Here is a 14,249-nt window from a genome sequence, read left to right on the forward strand (position 1 = left end):
TTGAAAACGTTTCGTGACGGCCCGTAACGTGTGGGCAGGGCTCGCCAATTAACGTTAAGCTTTTGACATGGAATCGCAGTTTTTTAGCAGATCGGCAGGAGAAGCGCTTCGTTGGCGCTGTGTTCGATCTGGATTAACGCACCGCGCAGGATCCGGCTGTTTCGGTCTCGTGCGCTCAATACAAGGTAGAAACCATGCGCCCCATCGTCATCGTTCCCGCATGCACGCGTGATTTCGGCGAGCACCCGTACCACGCGGCCCAGCACAAATACGTCGACGCCGTCACCCTCGGCGCCGATTGCGCTTCGTTCATTCTTCCTTCGCTCGGCGCGAATCTGGACCTGGATACCCTGTTCGGCACCATCGACGGCATCATGTTGACCGGTTCGGCATCGAATGTGCATCCCAGTTATTACTCTGAGGAAGTGCTCGATCCCTCGTTGCCGCAGGACCCGGCGCGCGACCAGACCACCTTGCCGCTGATCCGCGAGGCGGTGCGGCGCGGCGTGCCGATCATTGCGATCTGCCGCGGCTTCCAGGAGATGAACGTGGCGCTGGGCGGCAGCCTGCACCAGGCGGTGCAAACCGTCGCCGGCAAGTTCGACCACCGCGAGAAACCCGAGCTTGGCATGGATGAGCAGTACGGTGACGCCCACAACGTCAGCCTGTGCGCCGGGGCTTGCTGGAGCGCATCCTGGGCGTGTCCGAGATTCCCGTCAATTCGCTGCACGGGCAGGGCGTGAATGAACTGGCGCCCGGCCTGACGGTCGAAGCCCTGGCGGAAGACGGCCTGGTGGAGGCGTTCACCGTGTCGAATGCGCCGGGCTTCACCCTGGCCGTGCAGTGGCATCCCGAGTGGCGCATCCAGCACAATCCGTATTCGATGAAGATGTTCGGCGCCTTTGGCCAGGCGTGCCGCGCGTATCAGGAACGACGCTGCGAGAACCACGAACGGCGCCGGAGCGCCGGATGAGCGCCTCTGCCAAGGGCCCGGGACCGAGGCTCCCCGACTCTCCTGCCTTCTGCATCCTTCAACGACAGTGAGGCAACTACATGGCAATTCGCGACAACTTCAGCTATACCGATATGGAAGAGTGGCTCGACGCAAAACGGGTCACCGAGATCGAATGCCTGGTCCCCGACCTGACCGGGGTGGCGCGCGGCAAGATCCTGCCGCGCGTGAAATTCACCGATGACCGCGGCATGCGCCTGCCCGAGGTGGTGCTGGGCATGACCGTTACCGGCAACACCCCCGAGCGCGATGCTGCCTACGAGCGCGCCATCTCGAGCATCGACCGCGACATGATCCTGCGCGCCGACCCGAGCACCATCACCATGGTGCCGTGGGCGGCCGATCCCACCGCGCAAGTGATTCACGACTGCTACTACGCCGATGGCAGGCTGGTCGACTTCGCCCCGCGCAGCGTGCTGCGGCGCGTGCTCAAGCTGTATGAGCAGCGTGGCTGGACGCCGGTGGTGGCGCCCGAGCTGGAGTTCTATCTCACCGCCAAGAACATCGACCCCGACCTGCCGCTGGCGGCGCCGATCGGCCGCAGCGGCCGCGCCGAGACCAGCCGCCAGGTGTACAGCATCGACGCCGTCAACGAATTCGATCCGCTGTTCGAGGACATCTACGATTACTGCGAGATGATGAACCTCGACGTCGACACCTTGATCCACGAGATCGGCGCCGGCCAGATGGAGATCAACTTCCAGCACGGCGAGCCGCTGGGCCTGGCCGACAAGGTCTTCTATTTCAAGCGCACCCTGCGCGAGGCCGCGCTCAAGCACGATATGTACGCCACCTTCATGGCCAAGCCGATGGCGGGCGAGCCGGGTTCGGCGATGCACGTGCACCAGAGCGTGGTCGACGCCGAGACCGGCAAGAACGTCTTCAGCAACGACGACGGTTCGCCATCGCCCCTGTTCCACCAATACATCGGCGGCCTGCAGCGCTACATGCCGTCGGCGATGGCGATCGTTGCGCCTTATGTAAATTCCTACCGCCGCATCGTGCGCGAGACGGCGGCGCCGATCAACCTGCAATGGGGCATCGACAACCGCACGGTGGGCTTCCGGGTGCCGGTATCGGGCTCGCAGGATCGCCGGGTCGAGAACCGCGTGATCGGGGCCGACGCCAATCCCTACCTGGCGCTGGCGATCACGCTGGCCTGCGGCTACCTGGGCATGACGGAAGCGATCGAACCGTCACCGATGGTCGAGGGCAATGCCTACGATATGCCGGTGGAGCTGCCGCAGGGATTGTCGGAAGCGATCACCCTGCTGCGGCGCGAGGACCGGCTGCGCGACGTGCTGGGGGAGCGCTTCATCGACGTGTACACGGCGGTGAAGGAACTCGAGCACCGCGAGTTCATGCAGGTGATCAGTCCGTGGGAGCGGGAGCATTTGCTGCTGCATGTGTGAGCCGTAGGCGCTCCGGATGGTCATGCGCTGACTGGACGCGTGGACGGGGCTCCCGTCCACGCGTTCAACCGGCATAAAAATGGCCGAGGCTTAGGCCCGCGCCTCCAGCACGTCCTGCGTCTCGCCACGATTCTTCAACACCTGCGGCGCCAGCGACCCCGCCACCATCCCGATGAAGGCCGCGATCAGGCCGGCCAGCTGGCCCGGGAAGTGCTCGCCCAGCGACGAGATCTGCTCGAAGAACAGGATCCAGGTGAACAGCCCCGCGCCGATCGACAGGATCGCGCCCTGGGTGGTCGCGCGCTTCCAGTACAGGCCCATCACCAGCGGGATGAAGGCGCCGACCAGCGGCACCTGGTAGGCGCCCGACACCAGTTCGTAGATCGAAGTGCCTTCCATCGCGATCGCGTACAGCAGCACCAGGGCCGCGAACACCACGATCGAGATACGCATCGCGAACAGCTGTTCGCGGTCGGTCATGCCGGGACGCAGGTTCTTGAGGATGTTCTCCACAAAACTGGTCGACGGCGCCAGCAGGGTGGCCGACGAGGTGCTCTTGATCGCCGACAGCAGGGCGCCGAAGAACAGGATCTGCATGAACAGCGGCATCTGCGTCATCACGAAGGTCGGCAGCAGACGCTGGTAGTCGTTCTGGGCCAGGTCGAGCGCGGTGCTGCCCATCACGACCACGGCGGCGGCCACGATGAACATCGGCACGAAGGCGAACACGATGTAGCTGGCGCCGCCGATGATGGCGCCGGTGCGCGCGGTCGGCGCGTCCTTGGCCGACATCACGCGCTGGAACACGTCCTGCTGCGGGATCGAGCCGAACATCATGGTGATCGCGGCGGCGATGAAGAACATCACGTCCTTCAGGCTCGGCTCGGGCAGGAAGCGCCACAGGTCGGCCTGCTGGGCCATCGCCAGCACGTTGCCGGCGCCACCGGCCAGGTCGGCGGCGAACCAGGCGATCACGCTCATGCCCACCACCAGCACGATCATCTGGATGAAGTCGGTCACGGCCACGGCCAGGAAGCCGCCCACCACCACGTAGATCAGCACCGTCAGCGTGCCGACGATCATGCCCGTGGCCGGCGACATGGCGCCGGCGGTCAGCACCGAGAACACCAGGCCCAGCGCCGTGATCTGGGCCGCGACCCAGCCCAGGTAGCTCATGATGATGGCCACCGAGCAGAACACCTCGATGCCCTTGCCGTAGCGCTGGCGGTAGTAGTCGCCGATCGTCAGCAGGTTCAGTTTATAGAGCCGGGCGGCGAAGAACACGCCGACCAGGATCAGGCACATGCCGGCCCCGAACGGATCCTCCACCACCGCGTTCAGGCCGCCCTGCACGAACTTGGCCGGGATGCCCATCACGGTCTCGGCGCCAAACCAGGTGGCGAAGGTCGTGGTGATCACCATGATCAGCGGCAGGCTGCGGCCGGCGACGGCGAAGTCGCTGGTGTTCTTGATCCGCGTGCCCGCCCACATGCCCAGGGCAAGCGTACCCAACAGGTAGAGCACGACGAAAGAGATCAGGGTGATATTCATGCTGGTGAATGCTCCGAAGGCCAGGAATTATTATCGGGCGGAAAATTCGCGATTATAAATGCAGAAGCCGGCGGCAGGCCCAACTTTGCCGTTTCGCCGGTCTAGATCGCCATCTCGCGCAACAGTCTGGACGCCTCGCGGTTGGCGCCGATGCAGGCGCCGTCGCGCATGAAGATCTGCAGCTGCGACTGCTCGTCGGCGCGCATCGATTCGACGAAATCGAGGTTGATCAGCGCCGAGCGGTGCACGCGGATGAAGCGGCGCGGGTCGAGCTGGGTCTCCAGCTCCGAGATCCCGATCCGCACCAGGAAGTGCTGGCCGCGCGCGGCGATCACCGTGTACTTCGAATCGGCCTTCATGTATTCGATCTCGCCCACGGCGAGCGGGAAGATGCGGCCGCGGTCGCGCACCAGGATGCGGTCCAGCCGCCCCGGGCCGCTTGCCGCGCGCGCCAGCGCATCCTCGAGGCCGGCCCGCTCCTGCGTCGCTCCTTCCAGCAGGCGCGCCACGCTGGCCGCGAAGCGCGCCCTGGTAAACGGCTTGAGCAGGTAGTCGACCGCGTGCAGCTCGAAGGCGGTCACCGCGTACTGGTCGTAGGCGGTGGTGAACACGATCTGCGGCAGGTAGTCGAGCCGGCGCAGCACTTCGAGGCCTGTCATCTCGGGCATCTGGATGTCCATGAACACGACATCGGGCCGCAGCTGCCCGATGCGCTCGAGCGCGCTGGCGCCGTCGGCGGCTTCGCCCACCAGGCGCAGGCCAGGGTGGGCATAGATGGCGTCGCGCAGCACGTCGCGCGCGAGCGGCTCGTCTTCGGCGAAAAACACGGTCTTTGCGGTCTTGGTCATGGTGTCAGGCGATGGGCAGGGTGACGCGGGCGGCGAAGCCGGCGCCGGGACGGGAATCGATGCTCAAGCAGGCGCGGCCCGCGTAATCGAGTTCGAGGCGGCGGCCGATGGTGCGGATGCCCAGGCCGGGCGAGGCGTCGATCGTCTCTTGCGTGGCGCCCGGGCCGTCGTCGCTCACGGTCAGGCGCAGCATGCCGGCCTGCGGGTCGCGCCGGCTCTCGATGCGCAGCAGGCCGGGACGGGTATAGGGATTGAAGGCGTGCTTGATGCTGTTCTCGATCAGCGGTTGCAGGGTCAGGGCCGGCAGCACGACGTCCCCCAGGTCGGGATCGAGATCCCAGTGCACCTGCAGGCGCGGCCCGAGGCGCAGCTGTTCCAGCTCCAGGTAGTCGCGCGCGAACTGAAGCTCGGCGTCGAGCGTCACGCGGTCGGCGCCAGCGCGTTCGGTATCGAGCACATAGCGCAGCATGTCCGAGAACTGGAACAGCGCCGTCTCGGCGGCGGCGGGGTTGCGCTGGGTGAGGGCGATGATCGAGTGCAGGGTGTTGAAGAGAAAGTGCGGGTTGAGCTTGCTGCGCAGCGCGCCGAGTTCGGCGGCAACGAGCAGCGTGCGCGCCTGCTGGGCCGCCAGCGCCTGGCGCTGGGTGGCGGCGGTGGCGCGCATCGTGTGGAACAGGCCGGCCACGACGGCGTAGCTCATGACGTTGTACAGGAACGGCCAGACATGCCACGCGAGCCCGCGCTCGAGCGGCTCCTGCATGAGCGTCAGCAGCACGTGCGCACCGAAGGCGAAGGTCAGCGCAGCCGCGAAGTGGATCGCGCAGCGCCACCCCAGCCCCACGCCGCGCCGCTCGAACCAGCCGGTGAGGGGCCAGACCAGCGTCAGCACGATTGCCGAAGGCGCGATGCTGGCGAAGGCGTAAAAGATCATCGCCGGGTTGAAATTCCCGGTCAGCAGGGCGTCAGTCTGGAGCACCACTGCGATCAGCATGATGTACGCCAGCCAGATGGCGATATATCCGCGCCACATCGGGGCCAGGGAGATGGACTTGATCGGGTTCATCCATTCAGTATCGTCGAGATTGCGTCGCCTGCGTGATGGCCTGCGCCAGGTTGCAGGAAATACGGCGTCAACTGCGAACTGGATGCGACGAGTCGATCGTGTGCGTGATCTTGCATGTTATTGCGTTAATTTGCATGTTTGTGTAAATTGACGACGCAAGCAAACTGGAGAAGAAATGCAATTACCGGAAGAACGACGCCAGGCGATCGTCGACGCGGTCGAGCGCGAAGGGCGGGTACTGGCGGCCGAGCTGGCGGAGCGCCTGGCGACGTCCGAAGACACGATCCGGCGCGACCTGCGCGACCTCGATGCGGCCGGCCTGCTGCGGCGCGTGCACGGCGGCGCGATCCGCCTGCGGCCGGCGGAGAACTTCGAGCAGCGCGCCGCCAGCGACCTGCCGCGCAAGACGCAGCTGGCGCAGGGCCTGCGCGCATGCATCCGCCCCGGCGACACGATGCTCATCGACGCCGGTTCGACCCACCTGGCGCTGGCGCGCACCCTGGTAGACGGCTGCTGCGCCACCATCGTCACCAACAGCCCGCAGATCGCGCTGGCGCTGGGCGGCTTCCAGCGTACCCGCATCGTGCTGCTGGGCGGGACCTATCATCCGAACGAGGGCGCCGTGATCGGCGCCGCCACCCTGGCCGAAGTGCAGCGCCTGCGGCCCGACCTGGCCCTGGTGGGCGTGTGCGCGATCGATCCCGCGCGCGGCCTGGCCGCTTCGAATCCCGAGGAAGCGGCGCTCAAGGGGCCATGCTGGCCGCGAGCGTGCGGCGCGCGGTCGCCGTCCTCAACGAACGCTTCGACGACAGCGCTCCCTTCGTGTTCGGGGGGCTGGACGAGATCGACCACCTGGTGCTGGAGGCCGATGCGCCGCTTGCCGCCATCGCCTCCCTGCGCGAACGCCATCCCGCACTCGACATCACCCTCACCAACAAGGCCCCGGCATGACCCACGTCTCCACCATCGAACCACGCAGCATCGAAGCCGGCCGCTGGGCCATCTCGACCGTCTTCCTGCTCAACGGCGCCGGCATCGGCCTGTGGGCGGCCCACGTGCCGACCGTGCAGGCGCGCATGGGCATCGATACCGGCATGCTCAGCCTGGTGCTGCTGACGATCGCCGGGGGCGCCCTGATGGCGATGCCGCTGATGGGCGGCCTGACCGGCCGCTTCGGCACGCGCCGCATGGTGCTGCTGTCGGGCTTCGCCTTCGCCCTGATGACGGCCGTGGTCATGGGCGTGCCGAACCTGCCGCTGCTGTTCGTGGCGGCCTTCCTGTTCGGCGTGTCCAACGGCGCGCTGGACGTGGCCATGAACGCCAACGCCAGCGAGGTCGAGAGCGCGCGCGGCCTGCCCACCATGTCGTCGTTCCACGGCTTCTTCAGCCTGGGCGGCCTGTTCGGTGCGAGCCTGGGCGGCGTGCTGGTCGGCCAGGGCCTGGGGCATGGCGGAGGCGCCCTGATGGTGGCGATCGCGACCGCCGTGGTGCTCGCCCTGACGGCGCCGCGCGTGCTGGGCTTCGCCGCGCATGCGAGCGGCAGCCACTTCATGCTGCCGCGCGGCGCCGCCCTCGGCCTGGGCCTGCTGGCGCTGCTGTGCTTCGCGGTCGAAGGCGCGCTGGTCGACTGGAGCGCGCTGCTGCTCGAGGAGCGCACCGGCGCCTCGCCGGCGTCGGCGGCGCTGGGCTACTCGGCGTTCTCGATCGCGATGGCGGCCTGCCGCTTCGCCGGCGACCGCATCATCCTGCGGGTCGGCGCGATGCGGGTAATGGTGATCGGCGGCCTGGCCATGTTCGCCGGCCTGGCGCTGGCGGTCCTCAGCACCAATTTCGTGATGTCGAGCTGCGGCTTCGCCCTGGTCGGCCTGGGCGCGGCGAACGTGGTGCCGCTGCTGTTCGGCGCCGCCGCGCGCATCCCCGGCATGCATCCCGGCGCGGGCGTGGCGGCGGTGGCCACGCTGGGCTATGGCGGCCTGCTGCTGGCGCCGCCGGTGCTGGGCTGGGTGGCGGTGCACTCGAGCGTGATGGTGGCGCTCGGCGCGCTGTCGCTGTCGGGGATCGTGATCGCGCTGAGCGCGGGGGTGCTCAAGCGCTGATGTATTCGCGCAGGACGGTGTAGACGCCGCCCTGCGATTCGACCAGCGCGTAGCCGTCGGCCTGCCATGCGATGGCCGGACCGTTCTCCGGCACGGCGACGCCGCTGGCGCGGCGCGCCATGGTGACGTGCGGCCGGTAGCTGCGCGCCTCGGCTTGCAAGCCAAGGCCCACCAGCGCATCCGCCAGCCGCGCGTGCAGCGCCAGCAGTTCGGGCGGTACGGCCAGCGGTTCGAGCACCGCGATTCCGTGCGGCCACAGCACCGGCATGCCGAGATCGAGCCGGAACGCTTCGAACGGGACTGCGAATCGCTCGAGAAGTTCGGGCAAGCGTTCGGAGGGAACGTCGCCCAGGAAGTGCAGGGTGAGGTGCAGCTTGTCGGCATGGACCGGCGTTGCGCCGCGTGGCCACGGCCAGGCATCGCGCCGCGCGCGCAGCTGGGCGCGTATCGTGGCCGACGGCCACAGGGCCAGGAACAGACGCGATGTCTCTTGCTGGCCCATGATGCTCACATCAGAAGCAGTGCTCCGGCGCCGGGAAGCTGCCGTCCTTCACGGCCGCCACATAGGCCATGACGGCCGCGTCGATGCTGGTCTGGCCATCCATGAAGTTCCTGACGAAGCGCGCCTTGCGGCCCGGGAACACGCCCAGCAGGTCGTGCATCACCAGCACCTGGCCCGAGCAGTCGGGACCGGCGCCGATGCCGATGGTCGGCACCGACAGCAGCTCGGTGACTTCCTTGCCCAGCGCCGCCGGCACCGCCTCGAGGAGCACCACGGCCGCACCGGCCGCCTGCAGCGCCAGCGCGTCGTTCTTCAGGCGCTCGGCGCCTTCGCCGGTCTTGCCCTGCACCTTGAAGCCGCCCAGCTGGTGCACGAACTGCGGGGTCAGGCCGATGTGGGCGCACACCGGAATGCCGCGCTCGACCAGCAGGCGCACGGTGTCGGCCAGCCAGGCGCCGCCCTCGATCTTGACCATGTGGGCGCCGGCGCGCATCAGCTGCACCGCGCTGTCGTAGGCTTGCTGCGGGTTGCCGTAGCTGCCGAAGGGCATGTCGGCCAGCACCAGCGCGTTCTTGTTGCCGCGCGCGACCGAGGCCGTGTGATAGACCATGTCGGCCACCGTCACCGGCAGGGTCGAGTCGTGGCCGGCGCAGACCATGCCCAGCGAGTCGCCGATCAAGAGGATCTCGACGCCGCAGCGGTCCATCAGCGAGGCGAAACTGGCGTCGTAGCAGGTCAGCATCGCGATCCTGTCGCCGGCTGCGCGCTTGGCGAGCAGCGCGGGAACGGTCACGGCCTTCGGCAACGCGGGCACCGGCGTCGGCACCGTGGCGGCGCCGGTCGTGGCCATATCGTTACCCTGCAAATAAGAGCTCATACAAATCCTTTGGTAAAACTGGAACGTCCAGATTCGCGTAGTGTAATGCGGCGCATGCGAAGCTGCAGGCAAACCGTCATGAACGGAAGATGAAGTAGACGGCGCCGACCAGGCACAGGCCGGCCCAGACGTAGTCGAGCTTGAACGGTTCGTTCATGTAGAACATCGCGAACGGCACGAACACGGTCAGGGTGATCGCCTCTTGCATGATCTTGAGCTGCGCCAGCGAGAACTGGGTATGGCCGATGCGGTTGGCCGGCACCTGCAGCAGGTACTCGAACAGCGCGATGCCCCAGCTGATCAGGGCCGCCACGTACCAGGCGCGGTGCTGCAGGCCTTTCAGGTGGCCGTACCAGGCGAAGGTCATGAAGACGTTCGACAGGATCAGGAGGCCCGTGGTCTGGGCCCAGACGGGCAGGTTCATGGCATGCGCTTTCTACGCGAGTCTGGCGATGGTCTGGCCGGCCACCAGCGCCGCGAAACTGCGCGCCGGGCCATGGCCGGGAATGTCGATGTCGGGGGCGATCTCGAGCAGCGGCTGCAGCACGAAGGCGCGTTCATGCATGCGCGGATGCGGCACGCTCAAGGCCGGGCTGGCGATGACTTCGTCGCCGTACAGCAGCAGGTCGAGGTCGAGCGTGCGCGGCGCGTTGTGATAGGGCCGCTCGCGGCCATGGGCCTGTTCGATGTCCTGCAGCGCTCGCAACAGGTCGTGGGGCGCCAGCGTGGTGTCGAGGCAGGCCACGGCGTTGATGTAGTCGTCGCCGCTCGAGTCGATCGGGGCGGTGCGGTACAGGCTCGAGGTGTGCAGCAGGGTGCTGCCGCCGAGCCGCGCCAGGCGCGCCAGCGCGTCGAGCACGTTCGCCTGCGCGTCGCCCAGGTTGGCGCCGATCCCGACCCAGGCGATCATTCTTCGCTGCCGCCTGCTGGCGCCGGGCTGCGTTCGCCGCCGCCTTCACCAGTATTCTTGCGCGGACCGCGGCGGGGACGACGCTTCTTGGGCGCGCCATTGGCCGCGCCGCCTTCGCGCTCGCGCGTGCCGGCCGCAGCCACCAGGCGCTCGCGGTCGCCGCCTTCGGCCGCATAGAACTCGGTCCACCATTCGCCCACTTCGGCCGGCAATTCTCCCGAGGCGCAGCGCAGCAGCAGGAAGTCATAGCCGGCGCGGAAGCGCGGGTGTTCCAGCAGCTTGTACGGCGCGCGGCCGGCGCGGCGCTCGAAACGCGGCTGCATGGCCCAGATGTCGCGCATGTCGGTGGCGATGCGGCGCTGCAGGGCCAGGTTCTCGGTCTGCGTTTCGAGCACGGCGTCGGCCGCCAGGTGCAGCGCGGGAATCGGCGCTTCGCCCGCGGCGCGGTAGGCGGTCCATTTTTCCAGCACCTGGTGCCACAGCAGCGACGCGAACAGGAACCCGGGCGAGACGCCCTTGCCGGCCTTGACGCGCGCATCGGTCGAATCGAGCGCCAGGGTCACGAACTTCATGCCGATCGGCTGCTCGAGCACGACGTCCAGCAGCGGCAGCAGGCCATGGTGCAGGCCGGCCGAGCGCAGCTCCTTGAGGCAGGCCAGGGCGTGGCCCGACAGCAGCAGCTTGAGCATCTCGTCGAACACGCGCGCCGCCGGCACATTGTCGATCAGCGGGGCCATGACGGGGATCGGCGCGCGTGTGGTCGGCTCGATCGTGAAGCCCAGCTTGGCCGCGAAACGCACCACGCGCAGCATGCGCACCGGGTCTTCGCGGTAGCGCGCCTCGGGCATGCCGATGATGCGCAAGGTCTTGGCGCGGATGTCCTCGATGCCGCCGTGGTAGTCCAGCACCGACTGGGTGGCCGGATCGTAGTACATCGCATTGATCGTGAAGTCGCGTCGCGCCGCGTCTTCGTGCTGCGGACCGAAGCTGTTGTCGCGCAGGACGCGGCCATGTTCGTCCTTGGGCGCGTTGTCGCTGCCGTTGCCGCGGAAGGTGGTCACCTCCAGCAGGTCCTGGCCGAACATCACGTGCACGATCTGGAACCGGCGGCCGATGATGAAGGCGCGCCGGAACAGTTTCTTGACCTGCTCGGGCGTGGCGTCGGTGGCGATGTCGAAGTCCTTGGGCTTCACGCCCAGCAGCAGGTCGCGCACGGCGCCGCCGACGACGAAGGCCTTGAAGCCGGCTTCCTGCAGGGTTTGCGTGACGCGGATCGCGTTCGACGAGACATTCTTGGGATCGATGCCGTGTTCGGCCGGGCCGAGGATGGTCGGTTCGGTGGCGTCGCGCTGGTCTTTCACACCCAGGATTTTACGGATGAATTTTTTAATCATTGAATAGTTGGATGGTTGGCCAGCCCTGTTGCTGCGCGTGGCTCGCGAGCGCGGCGCTCGGATTGGTCGCGACCGGATGGGAGACGATGGACAGCAGCGGAATGTCGTTGTGCGAATCGCTGTAGAAATGGCTGCGGCCGAAGCTGCCGAACGGCTGCCCCAGGCGTTCCAGCCAGGCGTGCATATGCGTGATCTTGCCGGGCCCCGAGGTCGGGGTGCCCGCCAGGCGTCCGGTGAGATTGCCGGCGGCGTCGCGCTCGGGCATGGCCGCGATATGGTGCTCGACGCCGAAGGCGGCCGCGATCGGCGCCGTGATGTAGTGGTTGGTGGCGGTGATGATCGCCACCAGGTCACCGGCGGCCTGGTGCTCTCGCACCAGCTTCAGGGCCTGCGGCTTGATCGCGGGCTCGATCACTTCGCGCATGTAACGCGCATGGAGGGATTCGAGTTCGTGACGGGGAAAGCCCGCCAGGGTGCCGAGCGCGAACTCCAGGTATTCGACCGGGTCGAGCACGCCGGCGTTGTACTGGGCGAAGAAGGCGTCGTTGCGGGCGCGGTAGGCATCGCCGTCGACCGCGCCGACCCGCGCCAGGAATTCGCCCCATTCATGGTCCGAATCGAGCGGCAGCAGGGTGTGGTCGAGGTCAAACAGGGCAAGGTTTTTCATTCTTTGGGTTCAAGCGGCAGGTTCTCTTGCAACAGCAGGTCGCGCAGCAGGGGCAGCGTGACCGGGCGCTGGGTTTCGAGCGAATACTGGTCCAGGGCGTCCAGCATGGTCGACAGGGAACGCATGTCGCGTTTGAAATGAGACAACAAATAGGGTAACACGCTGGCCGACAAGGTCAAACCACGCGCCTCGGCGGCGTGCGTCAGCGCTTCGATCTTCTGGTCGTCCGACAGGCCGTGGATCTGGTACACCAGGCCCCAGCCCATGCGCGTGCGCAGGTCTTCGCGCACCTGCAGCACGGCCGGCGGCACCGGCCCGGTGCAGACCATGTAGGCGCCATGCTCGCGGATCTGGTTGAACAGGGAGAAGGCGTCGATCTGGCGCTGCGGGCTCAGGCGGTCGCAATCGTCCAGCAGGTAGAGCGTGACGTCGGGCGCGTGCAGGAAATCGGCGGCGGGCGCGTCGGCCGCGATATAGCGCGCGCCGGGGCTGGCCGCCAGTCCGTGCAGCAGGTGGGTCTTGCCGGCGCCGGTGTCGCCCCACAGGTATGCGAAGTGCTCGCGCGAGCTGCGCTCGGCGAACAGGTGCATCAGGTGCGCCATCTCGGCATTCGCCCCCACCTGGAAGGTGTCGAGGCTCTGGGCCGGCTCGGCGCCTAAATCGAGCACCAGCTGTTTCATGGCGTGGGCCGTTTCATGCCTGACGTAGGGAAAAATGGCATGCCAGTAAGGTCAAGTTTCGCTGTTATATTCGTTAAACGGGATATTGGATGAACCGTTTTGCTAAAATAGTGGATTGACCAGTTTCGCCGGTCGCCTCCTATTTTACCGCCTCCGCTGCCAAATACCATGAGCCAACCATCTAATGTTTCTCTCTCCTACCGCGACGCGGGTGTCGATATCGATGCCGGCGACGCCCTGGTCGAAGCGATCAAGCCCCTTGCCAAGCGCACCATGCGCGAAGGCGTGCTGGGCGGCATCGGCGGCTTCGGCGGTCTGTTTGAGATCAGCAAGAAGTTCAAGGAACCGGTCCTGGTATCCGGCACCGACGGCGTGGGCACCAAGCTCAAGCTGGCGTTCGAACTGAACCGCCACGACACGGTCGGCATCGACCTGGTCGCCATGAGCGTCAACGACATCCTGGTGCAGGGCGCCGAGCCGCTGTTCTTCCTCGATTACTTTGCTTGCGGCAAGCTGGACGTGGCGACCGCCACCGCCGTGGTCTCGGGCATCGCCAAGGGCTGCGAAGAGTCGGGCTGCGCGCTGCTGGGCGGCGAAACCGCCGAAATGCCGGGCATGTACCCGGACGGCGAATACGACCTGGCCGGCTTCGCCGTCGGCGCGGTCGAGAAGTCGCAGATCATCGACGGCAGCAAGATCGTCCCGGGCGACGTGGTGCTGGGCCTGGCGTCGTCGGGCATCCACTCCAACGGCTACTCGCTGGTGCGCAAGATCATCCAGGTGGCCAAGCCCGACCTCGAGGCCGATTTCCATGGCCGCAAGCTGGCCGACGTGCTGATGGCGCCGACCCGCCTCTACGTCAAGCCGCTGCTCAGCCTGATGTCCTCGATGGAAGTCAAAGGCCTGGTGCACATCACCGGCGGCGGCCTGGTCGAGAACATCCCGCGCGTGCTGCAGGATAACCTCACCGCCGTGCTGGACGCTTCGTCGTGGACCATGCCGCCGCTGTTCCAGTGGCTGCAGCAGCACGGCGGCGTGGCTGACGCCGAGATGCACCGCGTGTTCAACTGCGGCATCGGCATGACCGTGATCGTCTCGAAAGAAAACGCGGATGCGGCGTTTGCCCAGCTGGAAGCGGCCGGCGAGACCGTGTACCGCATCGGCGAGATCCGCGCCCGCGAAGAAGGCCAGGCGCAGACCGTCGTGCTGTAAGGGCAGGACTGCCGAACGCAAAACG

14 protein-coding genes and 2 pseudogenes are annotated in these 14,249 nt (G+C 66.9%); 6 read left to right on the forward strand and 10 right to left on the reverse strand.

What is annotated here, in order from left to right; all coding sequences use genetic code 11:
• Positions 1-194: 194 nt before the first annotated feature.
• Both DIR46_RS15980 and DIR46_RS15985 read left to right on the forward strand, forming a co-directional pair.
• Positions 195-973 (forward strand): annotated as a pseudogene (locus tag DIR46_RS15980) (gamma-glutamyl-gamma-aminobutyrate hydrolase family protein).
• Positions 974-1,053: 80 nt separating this feature from the next.
• Complete coding sequence (locus DIR46_RS15985; protein WP_109346105.1) at positions 1,054-2,424, forward strand: glutamine synthetase family protein; 1,371 nt, start codon at positions 1,054-1,056, stop codon at positions 2,422-2,424.
• A gap of 90 nt (positions 2,425-2,514) precedes the next feature.
• Here the strand turns inward: DIR46_RS15985 and DIR46_RS15990 are convergent, their stop codons facing one another.
• The 3 genes from DIR46_RS15990 to DIR46_RS16000 all read right to left on the reverse strand — a co-directional run bounded on the left by DIR46_RS15990 (position 2,515) and on the right by DIR46_RS16000 (position 5,886).
• Positions 2,515-3,975 (reverse strand): high affinity choline transporter 1, encoded by a 1,461-nt coding sequence (locus DIR46_RS15990; protein WP_109346106.1) that lies wholly within the window; start codon positions 3,973-3,975, stop codon positions 2,515-2,517.
• Positions 3,976-4,076: 101 nt separating this feature from the next.
• On the reverse strand, positions 4,077-4,823 hold the full coding sequence (locus DIR46_RS15995; protein ID WP_109346107.1) for a LytR/AlgR family response regulator transcription factor: 747 nt from the start codon (positions 4,821-4,823) through the stop codon (positions 4,077-4,079).
• 4 nt (positions 4,824-4,827) lie between these two features.
• Positions 4,828-5,886, reverse strand: a complete 1,059-nt coding sequence (locus DIR46_RS16000; RefSeq protein ID WP_109346108.1) for a sensor histidine kinase — start codon at positions 5,884-5,886, stop codon at positions 4,828-4,830.
• A gap of 175 nt (positions 5,887-6,061) precedes the next feature.
• Between DIR46_RS16000 and DIR46_RS27950 the strand changes: the two are divergent.
• From DIR46_RS27950 to DIR46_RS16015, 3 genes and pseudogenes are all read left to right on the forward strand, one after another.
• Positions 6,062-6,574 (forward strand): annotated as a pseudogene (locus DIR46_RS27950) (DeoR/GlpR family DNA-binding transcription regulator); the annotation flags it as partial.
• Positions 6,574-6,837 carry a DeoR/GlpR family DNA-binding transcription regulator gene (locus DIR46_RS16010; protein WP_162819528.1) on the forward strand — a complete coding sequence of 88 codons (264 nt, stop codon included), beginning with the start codon at positions 6,574-6,576 and terminating at the stop codon, positions 6,835-6,837. The pseudogene DIR46_RS27950 and the gene DIR46_RS16010, both read left to right, overlap by 1 nt.
• Positions 6,834-7,982, forward strand: coding sequence for an MFS transporter (locus DIR46_RS16015; RefSeq protein ID WP_109346110.1), 1,149 nt, complete (start codon positions 6,834-6,836; stop codon positions 7,980-7,982). Before DIR46_RS16010 ends, DIR46_RS16015 begins: the two co-directional genes overlap by 4 nt.
• Here DIR46_RS16015 and thpR read toward each other — a convergent pair.
• From thpR to hda, 7 genes are all read right to left on the reverse strand, one after another.
• Positions 7,972-8,484, reverse strand: a complete 513-nt coding sequence (gene thpR, locus DIR46_RS16020) for an RNA 2',3'-cyclic phosphodiesterase (RefSeq protein WP_109348045.1) — start codon at positions 8,482-8,484, stop codon at positions 7,972-7,974. The genes DIR46_RS16015 and thpR overlap by 11 nt on opposite strands.
• Positions 8,485-8,494: 10 nt before the next feature.
• Entirely contained in the window at positions 8,495-9,361 is an 867-nt protein-coding gene (gene panB, locus DIR46_RS16025; protein WP_370659942.1) for a 3-methyl-2-oxobutanoate hydroxymethyltransferase, read from the reverse strand.
• 76 nt (positions 9,362-9,437) lie between these two features.
• Positions 9,438-9,785 (reverse strand): DMT family protein, encoded by a 348-nt coding sequence (locus DIR46_RS16030; protein WP_005664942.1) that lies wholly within the window; start codon positions 9,783-9,785, stop codon positions 9,438-9,440.
• A gap of 12 nt (positions 9,786-9,797) precedes the next feature.
• Positions 9,798-10,271, reverse strand: coding sequence for a 2-amino-4-hydroxy-6-hydroxymethyldihydropteridine diphosphokinase (gene folK / locus DIR46_RS16035; protein WP_109346112.1), 474 nt, complete (start codon positions 10,269-10,271; stop codon positions 9,798-9,800).
• Entirely contained in the window at positions 10,268-11,665 is a 1,398-nt protein-coding gene (gene pcnB / locus DIR46_RS16040; RefSeq protein WP_109346113.1) for a polynucleotide adenylyltransferase PcnB, read from the reverse strand. The genes folK and pcnB overlap by 4 nt, the downstream gene beginning before the upstream one ends.
• Complete coding sequence (locus DIR46_RS16045) at positions 11,658-12,332, reverse strand: HAD family hydrolase (RefSeq protein ID WP_109346114.1); 675 nt, start codon at positions 12,330-12,332, stop codon at positions 11,658-11,660. The genes pcnB and DIR46_RS16045 overlap by 8 nt, the downstream gene beginning before the upstream one ends.
• Positions 12,329-13,012 carry a DnaA regulatory inactivator Hda gene (gene hda / locus DIR46_RS16050; protein WP_109346115.1) on the reverse strand — a complete coding sequence of 228 codons (684 nt, stop codon included), beginning with the start codon at positions 13,010-13,012 and terminating at the stop codon, positions 12,329-12,331. The genes DIR46_RS16045 and hda overlap by 4 nt, the downstream gene beginning before the upstream one ends.
• 168 nt (positions 13,013-13,180) lie before the next feature.
• Here hda and purM point away from each other — a divergent pair, with 168 nt between their 5' ends.
• A complete protein-coding gene (gene purM / locus DIR46_RS16055; protein WP_109346116.1) occupies positions 13,181-14,224 on the forward strand; it encodes a phosphoribosylformylglycinamidine cyclo-ligase in 1,044 nt (347 codons plus the stop codon).
• The last annotated feature ends 25 nt before the right edge of the window (positions 14,225-14,249 follow it).

The organism is Massilia oculi (assembly GCF_003143515.1).
GTDB lineage: Bacteria > Pseudomonadota > Gammaproteobacteria > Burkholderiales > Burkholderiaceae_D > Telluria > Telluria oculi.

Excerpts from the sequence above, each read along its gene's own strand:
- DIR46_RS15985 (WP_109346105.1), top strand. The coding sequence starts at position 1,054 with ATGGCAATTCGCGACAACTTCAGCTATACCGATATGGAAGAGTGGCTC.
- DIR46_RS15990 (WP_109346106.1), bottom strand. The coding sequence starts at position 3,975 with ATGAATATCACCCTGATCTCTTTCGTCGTGCTCTACCTGTTGGGTACG.
- DIR46_RS15995 (WP_109346107.1), bottom strand. The coding sequence starts at position 4,823 with ATGACCAAGACCGCAAAGACCGTGTTTTTCGCCGAAGACGAGCCGCTC.
- DIR46_RS16000 (WP_109346108.1), bottom strand. The coding sequence starts at position 5,886 with ATGAACCCGATCAAGTCCATCTCCCTGGCCCCGATGTGGCGCGGATAT.
- DIR46_RS16015 (WP_109346110.1), top strand. The coding sequence starts at position 6,834 with ATGACCCACGTCTCCACCATCGAACCACGCAGCATCGAAGCCGGCCGC.
- thpR (WP_109348045.1), bottom strand. The coding sequence starts at position 8,484 with ATGGGCCAGCAAGAGACATCGCGTCTGTTCCTGGCCCTGTGGCCGTCG.
- panB (WP_370659942.1), bottom strand. The coding sequence starts at position 9,361 with ATGAGCTCTTATTTGCAGGGTAACGATATGGCCACGACCGGCGCCGCC.
- DIR46_RS16030 (WP_005664942.1), bottom strand. The coding sequence starts at position 9,785 with ATGAACCTGCCCGTCTGGGCCCAGACCACGGGCCTCCTGATCCTGTCG.
- folK (WP_109346112.1), bottom strand. The coding sequence starts at position 10,271 with ATGATCGCCTGGGTCGGGATCGGCGCCAACCTGGGCGACGCGCAGGCG.
- pcnB (WP_109346113.1), bottom strand. The coding sequence starts at position 11,665 with ATGATTAAAAAATTCATCCGTAAAATCCTGGGTGTGAAAGACCAGCGC.
- DIR46_RS16045 (WP_109346114.1), bottom strand. The coding sequence starts at position 12,332 with ATGAAAAACCTTGCCCTGTTTGACCTCGACCACACCCTGCTGCCGCTC.
- hda (WP_109346115.1), bottom strand. The coding sequence starts at position 13,012 with ATGAAACAGCTGGTGCTCGATTTAGGCGCCGAGCCGGCCCAGAGCCTC.
- purM (WP_109346116.1), top strand. The coding sequence starts at position 13,181 with ATGAGCCAACCATCTAATGTTTCTCTCTCCTACCGCGACGCGGGTGTC.